At 69.4% G+C, this 9,558-nt stretch carries 9 protein-coding genes; 4 read left to right on the forward strand and 5 right to left on the reverse strand.

Annotated features, from left to right (window positions below; translation table 11 throughout):
* Nucleotides 1-36 precede the first annotated feature (36 nt).
* From BGO20_RS11150 to BGO20_RS11160, 3 genes are read left to right on the forward strand one after another with little or no spacing between them, the layout of a single operon-like run.
* Nucleotides 37-1,107 (forward strand): ABC transporter ATP-binding protein, encoded by a 1,071-nt coding sequence (locus BGO20_RS11150; RefSeq protein WP_291664062.1) that lies wholly within the window; start codon nt 37-39, stop codon nt 1,105-1,107.
* On the forward strand, nt 1,104-2,087 hold the full coding sequence (locus tag BGO20_RS11155) for an ABC transporter ATP-binding protein (protein ID WP_291664063.1): 984 nt from the start codon (nt 1,104-1,106) through the stop codon (nt 2,085-2,087). The genes BGO20_RS11150 and BGO20_RS11155 overlap by 4 nt, the downstream gene beginning before the upstream one ends.
* A gap of 27 nt (nt 2,088-2,114) precedes the next feature.
* Nucleotides 2,115-3,581, forward strand: coding sequence for an alkaline phosphatase family protein (locus BGO20_RS11160; RefSeq protein WP_291664064.1), 1,467 nt, complete (start codon nt 2,115-2,117; stop codon nt 3,579-3,581).
* A gap of 74 nt (nt 3,582-3,655) precedes the next feature.
* On the opposite strand, the gene BGO20_RS11165 is transcribed toward BGO20_RS11160, so the two are convergent.
* The 5 genes from BGO20_RS11165 to BGO20_RS11185 form a co-directional block, all read right to left on the reverse strand.
* Nucleotides 3,656-5,218 (reverse strand): ABC transporter substrate-binding protein, encoded by a 1,563-nt coding sequence (locus BGO20_RS11165; RefSeq protein ID WP_291664065.1) that lies wholly within the window; start codon nt 5,216-5,218, stop codon nt 3,656-3,658.
* Between the two features lie 69 nt (nt 5,219-5,287).
* Nucleotides 5,288-6,052 carry a glycerophosphodiester phosphodiesterase gene (locus BGO20_RS11170; protein WP_291664066.1) on the reverse strand — a complete coding sequence of 255 codons (765 nt, stop codon included), beginning with the start codon at nt 6,050-6,052 and terminating at the stop codon, nt 5,288-5,290.
* A 2-nt stretch (nt 6,053-6,054) separates the two neighbouring features.
* Nucleotides 6,055-6,936, reverse strand: a complete 882-nt coding sequence (locus BGO20_RS11175) for an ABC transporter permease (RefSeq protein ID WP_291664067.1) — start codon at nt 6,934-6,936, stop codon at nt 6,055-6,057.
* On the reverse strand, nt 6,936-7,877 hold the full coding sequence (locus BGO20_RS11180) for an ABC transporter permease (protein ID WP_291664068.1): 942 nt from the start codon (nt 7,875-7,877) through the stop codon (nt 6,936-6,938). The genes BGO20_RS11175 and BGO20_RS11180 overlap by 1 nt, the downstream gene beginning before the upstream one ends.
* Before the next feature lie 134 nt (nt 7,878-8,011).
* Nucleotides 8,012-8,872 (reverse strand): DMT family transporter, encoded by an 861-nt coding sequence (locus BGO20_RS11185; protein ID WP_291664069.1) that lies wholly within the window; start codon nt 8,870-8,872, stop codon nt 8,012-8,014.
* Between the two features lie 114 nt (nt 8,873-8,986).
* Between BGO20_RS11185 and BGO20_RS11190 the strand changes: the two genes are divergently transcribed.
* A partial coding sequence (locus tag BGO20_RS11190) for a GntR family transcriptional regulator (protein WP_299857778.1) occupies nt 8,987-9,558 on the forward strand: 572 nt, incomplete at its 3' end.

The raw sequence follows: 9,558 nt of genomic DNA on the forward strand, positions 1-9,558 counted from the left end.
CGCTATGCCAGCCTCATGCAACCAATATCGGATCCGATGCGGAACCGGCCCGAGGGGGCGGCCTCCACCCTGCTCGCCGCGAGTGCCAGCGAGCCGCTGCTGCGCTTGCGCGATTTCACGGTGGCGGAGCGGGGCGGTGCTGCGATCGTCCGCGGTGTCGACCTTTCGCTCGCGCGCGGCGAGACGCTCGGCATCGTCGGAGAATCGGGCTGCGGCAAGAGCCTGACCTGGCTCGCCGCCCTGCGTCTGCTGGGCCCGGGCGTGGTGACGGGTGGCGAGGCGACGCTCGAAGGGCGCAACCTCGCCCGCCTGTCCGAGCGCGAGCTTGCCGGAGTCCGGGGCGGGCGGATCGCCTTGGTCGTTCAGGATCCGTCGAGTGCGCTCAATCCGGTGCAGCGCATCGGCACGCAGCTGGCCGAGGTGCTGCGCCTGCATCGCGGGTTGAGGGGGGAGGCCGCACGGCGGGAGGCGCTGCGCCTGCTCGACCGGGTCGGCATCGCCGATGCGTCGCGGCGGCTGCGCCAATATCCCCACGAGTTCTCGGGCGGTATGAACCAGCGTGTGGTGATCGCGCTCGCCCTGGCTGGCGAGCCCGACGTGCTGATCGCCGATGAGCCGACCACGGCACTCGACGCGACGATCCAGGCCCAGGTTCTCGACCTGATCCGTGACATCCGCCGCGAAACCGGAATGGCGCTGGTCTTGATCTCCCACGACATCGGCGTGGTCGGCGATCTCTGCGACCGCATCGCCGTGATGTATGCCGGGCGCATCGTCGAGACCGCGGCCACGCAAGACCTGCTGACGTGCCCGCGCCACCCCTACACGCAGGGCCTGCTCGCGGCGCTGCCGACGCTCGACGGCCCGCGGCGGCGCCTGACCCCGATCGCGGGCACGGTTCCCGCGCCTGCGGCCATCCCGCCGGGATGCGCCTTCGCGCCGCGCTGCCCGGCGGCGGTCGAGCGCTGCGGCCGCGAATTGCCCGCGCTCGTGATCGCGGCGCAGGACCAGCGGGCCGCGTGCCTGCGCCTCGCGGAATTGCCGCCCCCGACGGCGCGCACGCCGCCGGAAGCGGCGCCGCTCCGACGGCTGCAGGTGCCCGCATGACCTCGCTTCTCGAAGTCTCGGACCTTGCTCGCGCATATCCGGTTGCGACGGAGGCAGGTGCACGCAGGCTCCTGCACGCTGTCGATGGTGTGAGCTTCTCGCTCGCCCGCGGCCGAACGCTTGGACTGGTCGGCGAATCCGGCTGCGGCAAATCGACCACCGCGAAGCTCACGCTCGGCCTGTTGCCGGCCACGCGGGGGAGAGTCGCCTTCGAGGGCAGCGCTGTGACAGCCAGACGCGACAGCCGCTGGCGCGCGCTCCGCCGCCGGATGCAGATGGTGCATCAGGACCCGCTTGCCGCTCTCGACCGCCGTCTGCCCGTGGGGCAGCAGGTCGTCGAGCCGCTGACCATCCATCGGCTCGAGGACGGCGAAAGGGCGCGGCGGCAGAAGGCGCTGGCACTGTTCGATGCCGTCGGCCTCAGGCCGGATCTGTTCGAGCGCTATCCGCACGAGCTTTCGGGCGGGCAGCGCCAGCGCGTGGTGCTCGCCCGGGCCCTGGTGCTCGATCCGGTGCTGCTGGTCTGCGACGAACCGATCTCGGCGCTCGATGTCTCGGTGGCAGCCCAGGTCATCAACCTCATGCAGGATCTACAGGCCAGTCTGGGCATGGGCTATCTGTTCATCAGCCACGATCTCAAGGTCGTCAGGCAGATCGCCGACGAGGTCGCGGTGATGTATCTCGGCCGCATCGTCGAGCAGGGGCGCCCCGACGCGCTGTTCCACAGCCCGATGCATCCCTACACCGAGGCGCTGGTCTCGGCGGTGCCGACGCCGTTGCGCGGCACCCAGGACCGCATCATCCTGAGGGGCGATCCGCCCAATCCGGTGGACCGGCCGCGTGGTTGCGCCTTCCATCCGCGTTGCCCGCGGGCGGTGGCGCGCTGCCGGGAAGAGGTGCCGCAACTGCAGCCGGTGGGCGATGGCCGTCTCGCCGCCTGCCATCTGGCCGCCGCCGCTCCGGCGACGACCGCCGCCTGACCGATTGCCTTGCTGACCGGGAACGAGATGAGCACACCACCCCACCCCTCCGCCGACCGTGTCGTCATTGCGGTCTTCGACGGCCTGCGGCCGGACCTGGTCACCCCGGAGCTGACGCCGAACATCCTGCGGCTCGCCGCGCGCGGGACCTGGTTCCGCCAGGCGCGCAGCGTCTTCCCTTCGGTGACGCGCGTGGCGACGAGTTCGATCGCGGCGGGCGCGCCGCCGATCGTGCATGGCATCGTCGGCAACGCCTTCTATCATCGCGCGGCCATCGCCGATCGCATGTTCGATACCAGCGACGCCGCGCTCATCCGCCGTGCGGAGGCTCATCATGACGGCCGCCTGCTTGCCGCTGACACCTTCGGTGACGTGCTGGCCCGCGCCGGCAAGCGGCTGGCCGTCGTGCACACCGGCTCGGCCGGCTCGGCGCATTTCATCAATCCGCGTGCTCGCGCCAACGGCCACTGGACCTTTTCCATGCACGGCGCCGGAGCCACGCAGACGCCGGAAGCGGTCGCGCAGGCGACCGCGCGATTGGGGCCGTTGCCGGAGCGGGAGCTGCCGCGGCTGCAGGAGGTCGCCTATGGCGGCCGCGTGATGACGGAGCTCGTGCTGCCGGAACTGCAGCCGGAGGTCGCGCTGATCTGGTTCAACGAGCCGGATACCACCTTCCACTATCGCGGGCTTGGATCGCCGGAGGCGACGGCGGGCTTGCGCGAGGCGGACAGGGCGTTCGGAGCCATTCTCGACTGGGTCGAGGCGCAGCCGGACTCCGAACGCATCACGGTTCTCGCAGCCTCGGACCACGGCCAGATCTCGACAGACTCGATTGAGCCGATGTTCGAGACGGCGCGGCAGGCCGGCTTCGACCTCAGCGCCGCGAAGCTGATCGAGGACGCGGCCCTGGTCGCGACGGGCGGCATCAGCGGCGAGATTCGCCTGGCCGGCGGCGATCCCGCGGAGATCGCGCGCATTGCCGACTGGCTGATGCGGCAGCCGGCGGTCGGTCACCTCTTCTCGCGCGACCGCAACGGCATCGAGGGCGAGGTCCCCGGCACGCTCTCGCTCGCCCTGACGGGGACCGGCCACGCCGAACGCCAGCCGGAGCTGATGTTCATCCTGAAGTCGAGCCTTGCCGCCGATCGGTACGGCCTGCCCGGCCTCGGGGCGATGACGCCCGGCGACGTACCGCTCGGCGGTGGCATGCATGGCGGCATCAATCCCCACGAGCTCAACACCGTGCTGATCCTCGGTGGCGCCGAAGCCGGAACGGTTTCGCAGGAGCCCGCCGGCATCATCGACATCGGTCCGACCGTCCTCGGCCTGCTCGGTCTCGCGCCGGCGGCCAGCATGGTCGGCCGCAATCTCGCGCAGCCGGCACGGGAAGAGGCGCGCGTCACGCGGCATTCGGCTGGAGTGGGCGCCTTCACCCAGCACGTGGACGTCGTGGAGCAGGAGGGTCGCCGGTTCATTCTTGGCGGCGGGCAGTAGTCCCGGCGCTGCCGGAGAACGAGAAAGGGCGGCCACCGGCCGCCCTTTGCATGTCCGCGCCCCGTGCCGGAGGCTCAGGCTTTGGCGAAGCTGAGATTGTCTGGTCGCAAATCCATGAAATAGAAGGTCGTCGGCCGCCAGCCGATCGACTTCTTGATCGCGTAGGCCTCGCTCGGCTGGTACAGGATCGTCGCCGGCGCCTCGTCCTCCCAGATGTCCAGCATCTCGGTGAACAGCGCCTTGCGCTTGGCGGGGTCGACCTCGGCCTCCATCGCCCTGCCAGCCTTGTTGAACGCTTCGGCCGACGTCCAGAACTTCGAGACCTGGGCCTCGCCGGCCGGCCCCCAGGCCACCCAGATCGCACCCAGCGGGTCGGGCAGGCGCGTCGAGTTCGACCAGTTGAAGATCTGCACGCCCGGCCCCCGCAACTGCGTGGAGTTTTCCACGACCTGAAGCGACGCGTTGATGCCGACCGCCTTCCACTGCTCGATCAGGATCTGCCCCGCCTCCAGCGCGTTGGTGTAGTAGTTGGCCTGCGTCCGGTAGACGATCGGCTCGCCCTTGTAGCCGGCGTCCTTGAGAAGCGCCCTTGCCTTGGCGGGATCGTAGGGCAGCTTGCGGCCTTCGACGAACATCTGGCCGTATTCGGGGAAATTGTGGCTTGCCGGCACCCGGGCGGTTCCCTGCCAGAGCGTGTCGACGAGCTTCTGACGGTCGATCGCGTAGCAGAGCGCCTGCCGGACGCGCTTGTCCGCAAGGACCTTGTCCTGCTCGTTGAAGGCGAGGACATGGACGTTGGCCAGCACGACCGAGCGCACGTCGATGTCCTTGTAGCCGGCGATCACGCCGGTCTGGTCGGGCGGGACATTGGTGATGAGATCATAGTCGCCGGCAACGAGGCCGGCGACGCGGGCGGCAAGCTCGGGCACGCGCTTGAAGGTGACGCGCTTCGCGGTGGGCCTGCCCATGAAGTAGTCGTCGAAGCCTTCCAGCACCGTAGCGTCGGCAGCCGAATGCGAGACCACGCGATAGGGGCCGGTCGCGACGGGCTTGCGCGAATAGGCCTCGAAACCCATGGCTTCGTAGGCGCGCTTGTTGACGATCCAGGCGCACCAGGAGGCGAGGCGCTGCTCCAGCAGCACATCGGCGACCTTGGTCCTGAAACGGACGCTGTAGCGGTCGATCGGCTCGACCCCGGCGAGGATGCCGAAATAGGGCCTTCCGCCCGGAATCTGCGGCTTGTCGCCCCAGAGCCGGCCCTCGCGGAAGGTGTAGGCCACGTCCTCCGAGGTCAGCTCGTCGCCATTGTGGAACTTGACGCCCTGGCGCAGCGTGACGACCAGTTCCTGCGGGGAAACACGCTCCCATTTCGTGGCGAGATGCGGCTTCAGCTCCGAGCCGCCGCCATCCGGCGCGCCCAGGAAGTCGCGGCGGATCAGCGTGTCGAAGATCGAGTAGGTGACGCGCGTGCCGACGTTGGAGAGCTCGCGGGCCGGTTCGAGCGTGGCCGGCAGGTCGGCGACGGCGATGGTGAAGTTCGGCAGGGTTTCGCCGGCGGCGAAGGCCAGCGGCGTGCCGAGCAGAACCGGGGCGACGGCCGCACCTTCGAGGAAACGGCGGCGGGAAATCGTCATCATGGGCCTTCTCGCGTCGAGCTGGAGGCGGCGAACCGGATCGCGCGGAAACGCCGATCCGCCTGCCTTGCCTCAACTTGGCGACAGGGCCGTGACAGCCCGTGCGGCGATGAGCAGGCGAGGGTCGTCGAGCATCACCGCATCCGGCTGCAGCGCGAAAATCCGGCGGATGCCCTCGGCATCCACGCGGCCGACGGGGAAGGGCGGATAGCCGGGCAGGGCGACCGAGCGCGGCTGGCCGGTCATGATCACCGAGCGCATGCCTGCGGCCCGGATGGCGGCGATCCGTGCCTCGTCCGCATCGGCCTGCCACAGCCGGAACCAGCTCGCGCCCGCTGCCTTCGCTTCCGCGATCGCATCCGGATCGGCCGCAAACGCCAGCAGCGCGATATCGGGCGAGAGCTGGCGCGCCGCCGCCAGGAGAGCGGGGTCGCGCAGCCCCAGCACGCCGCGCCGCAGCGAGTCCCCCGCAGCAAGGGCGGCGATGATCGGCGGCAGGATCGCCGGATCGAGCAGCTTGACGTCGAGCAGCAGGCCGAGCGGCGCAGAGGCGGCGACCGCCTCGTCCAGCGTCAGCAGGCCTGGCAACAGCGCCGCCAAGGTGGCGAGATCGCTGTCCGCTACGTGCCGGGAGTCTCCTGCAATCCGGTGCAGATCGGCATCGTGCAGGCAGACCAGATGGCCATCGCGGGTCAGCCGCAGATCGGTCTCGATCATCTCCGCGCCTGCCGCCGATGCTGCGCGAAAGGCTTCGGCCGTGTTCTCCGCCGCGAGCAGGGCGCCGCCGCGATGCGCGATGGCAAGAGGACGGGGTGCGCCGGGGTCGACGGTCAGCATCGTCAGTGCCGTTCGCTGGTCGGGTCGAAGCGGTCGCGCAGCCAGTCTCCGAACAGGCTCATCGACAGGGTCGTCAGGAAGATCGCGAGGCCCGGGAAGACCGCGATCCACCAGGCGTTCAGCAGGTAGCGCCGCCCTTCGCCCAGCATCAGGCCGAGCGACGTTCCAGGTGGCTGGACGCCGAGGCCGAGAAAGGACAGCGAGGTCTCGAGCAGGATCGTGCCGGGGAAGTTCAGCGTCGCCTGGACCACGAGCGCCGCCGCGATATTCGGCAGCAGATGGCGCAGGACGACCCGCGCGGGCTTCGCCCCGAGGGCTTCGATGGCATTGATGTAGTCGCTCTCCTGCTCGGAGACGACGAGCCCGCGCGCCAGCCGCGTATAGCGATCCCAGCCGTCGATGCTCACCAGGATGATGAACAGCACGATGTTGTTGCCGAAGAAGGCGAGCATCGTCAGTGCCAGGAACAGCGCGGGGATCGCCGCCTGCGCATCGGCCAGCATCATGATCGCCTGGTCGACAAAGCCGCGCAGGCGCGCCGCCACGAAACCGAGAAAGGTGCCGACCACCGCGCCGATCAGCGTCCCCATCACCGCGATCAGGATCGAGCTGCGCACGGCGAAGATCATCCGGCTCAGGATGTCGCGGCCGAGTTGGTCCGTGCCGAGCCAGTACGTGGTGCCGCCAGCTTCGGTCATCGGCGGCTTCAGACGGGCGGCGAGGTTCTGCGCCGTATAAGGCAGCGGCGCCAGCCAGTCGGCCAGCAGCGCCACGAGCACGACCAGCACAAGGAAGCCGGCCGAGAGTGCCACCACCGGCGACATCGCGTTCCTGCGCAGGCGGCCGGGCGTCGGCGAGGCGTTGGGCAGATCGATGGCAGTCATCACGCCGGTCTGCCGATGGCGCGCGAGAAGCCGCCGAGCCGGGGATCGATCAGGATGTGCACGATGTCGACCAGCAGGTTGGCTCCGACCATGATGACGGTGACCGTGAAGATCACCGCCTGGACCACGGCCAGATCTCGGGTCGAGACCGAGTCGACCAGCAGCCGCCCGATGCCCGGCCAGGCGAAGATGGTCTCCACCACGGCGCTGCCGGCGAGGATGTGGCCGATCTCGATGCCGATGAACATCAGCAGCGGCACGGCCGCATTGGGCAGGGCATGCCGGATGATCACGGCCAGCGGCATCACGCCGCGTCCGCGCGCGGCCCGGATGTAGGGCTTGCCGAGCACCTCCAGCGTCGCGGTCCTGGCGAAGCGGGCCAGGCGCCCGGCGAGAGGCAGGCCGAGGGTGACCACCGGCAGGATGAGATGCCGGACGCTCTCGGAGCCGGCCGAAGGCAGCACGCGCAGCTTCAGGGCGAAGAGCAGGATCAGCAGGATGCCGAGGAAGAAGACCGGGATGGCATATCCGAAGACCGCGACGGCCATGGCCAGCCGGTCCGTCGTGCGGTTGTGACGGAGCGCGGCGAGCATCCCGAGCGGCAGGCCGATCAGCAGCGCGAGCATCAGGGCTGAGGAACCCAGCAGCAAGGTCTTCGGCAGCGCCTCCGTCACGGCGGCGAAGGCGGGCCGGTCGTCGGCGAAGGACAGGCCGAAATCCCCCCTGACGGCACTGGCGACGTAGCGCAGGTACTGAGCCGCCAGCGGCTGATCGAGGCCCCATAATTCGCGATAGGAGGCGCGCACATCCGGCGGGGTATCGACCGGCAGCATGATGTCGGCGGGGTCGCCAGCCAGGCGCAGCGCGACGAACACGGCCGAGACGCAGATCGTCACCGTCAGGAGCGCGCGAGAGAGGCGAAGAAGGACGAAGCGGAGCATGCGAAATCGAGGTGACGGGCCGAGCGGCGGTTCTGCAGCGCGGTTCACGACAGGCTGATGACGACACGCCCGTGCTGCGCCTTTGGGCCCGCTCGCGATCGTATCCTTTACACTTGCGAAGCGCGGGGGCGGCCCTAGGCGAAGCGCTTGGCGCCGGCGACGCTGAGCACCACGACGCCGGTCGCTGCGATCATGCTCCAGGCGATCGGCTCGTGCAGTACCAGCCCTGCCAGGAGCAGCCCGAGAAAGGGTTGCAGGAGCTGAAGCTGGCCCACGCCCGCAATGCCGCCCAGCGCCAGCCCGCGATACCAGAAGACGAAGCCGACCAGCATGCTGAACACCGAGACGTAGCCGAGCCCGAGCCAGGCGGGCAGCCCGATGCCGTTCCAGGACGCTGGCAGGAAGGCCAGCGCGATCGATGCGCTCGCCGGCAGGGACAAGAGCAGTGCCCAGGAGATCACCTGCCAGCCTCCGAGCCGGCGCGACAGCGTGGCGCCCTCCGCATAGCCGAGGCCGCAGAGCAGGACGGCTGCGACCATCAGCAGGTCGCCCGCAAGAGAGCTGCCCTCGCTATGCAGCAGCGCGAAGCCCGCGACCGTGGCGCTGCCGAGGACCGAGAACAGCCAGAAGGCCGGCTTGGGATTTTCGCCGCCGCGCAGCACGCCGAAGATGGCGGTCGCCAGTGGCAACAGCCCGATGAACACGATCGAGCGCGCCGCGGTGACATGCTGCAGCGCCAGGGCGGTCAACAGTGGAAAGCCCAGGACGACGCCGATCGCGACGACGAAAAGGGAGAGCAGATCGGTCCGGGCGGGCATCTTCTGGCGCAGCAGCGCCAGGAACAATCCTCCGAGAGCGGCGGCGATGACGGCGCGGGCGGATGTCAGGAACAGTGGCGAGAAGCCGGCGACGGCCACGCGCGTCGCCGGCAGCGAGCCGCTGAAGATCATCACGCCGAGCAGCCCGCTGCCCCAACCCTTGCCGGCAATCGTCATCCCGCCTCGCTTTCGGCAAAAGGACCTAGACCTATCGCCGCCATGGTGACAGGAACGGATGGATACAATCCGGAAGAACTGTGCTGGTATCATTGCCAGTACGGTGGGGTAATGATGGACAGCCGCCACGAGACGCGCACCGAAGCGGTGATGCGTGCGATCCGCGAAAGGGTGGCTGCGCGCCAGCTCGCGCCCGGCGACCGGCTGCCGTCCATTCGTCGCTGCGCCGCGGCGATGAAGGTTTCGCCTTCGACCGTGGTCGAAGCCTATGATCGGCTTGCGGCGGAAGGGCTCGTCCGCGCCCGGCCCGGCTCCGGCTTCTACCTGACCGGGCATGGCCTGCCGCCGCTCAGCCTCGCGCCGCCGGCCTCGGCGCGGGCCGTCGATCCCTTCTGGGTCTCGCGCCAGTCGCTCGATGCAGAAGCGGATACGCTCAAGCCCGGCTGCGGCTGGCTGCCGGCCAGCTGGATGCCGAACGAGGCGTTGCGGCGCGGCTTGAGGAATCTGGCGCGAGGCGATGCCGTGGCTCTGACCGACTACGGCAGCACGCGCGGCTCGCTGCCCTTGCGGCGGCTCCTGCTCGGCCGCTTTGCCGAGGAGGGATTGCGGCTGACGCCCGAGCAATTGCTGCTGACCAGTTCCGGGACGCAGGCCATCGATCTCGTCTGCCGCCTTGCCGCCTTCTG

It is taken from the genome of Allobosea sp. 67-29, assembly GCF_001898115.1.
Lineage (GTDB): Bacteria > Pseudomonadota > Alphaproteobacteria > Rhizobiales > Beijerinckiaceae > Allobosea.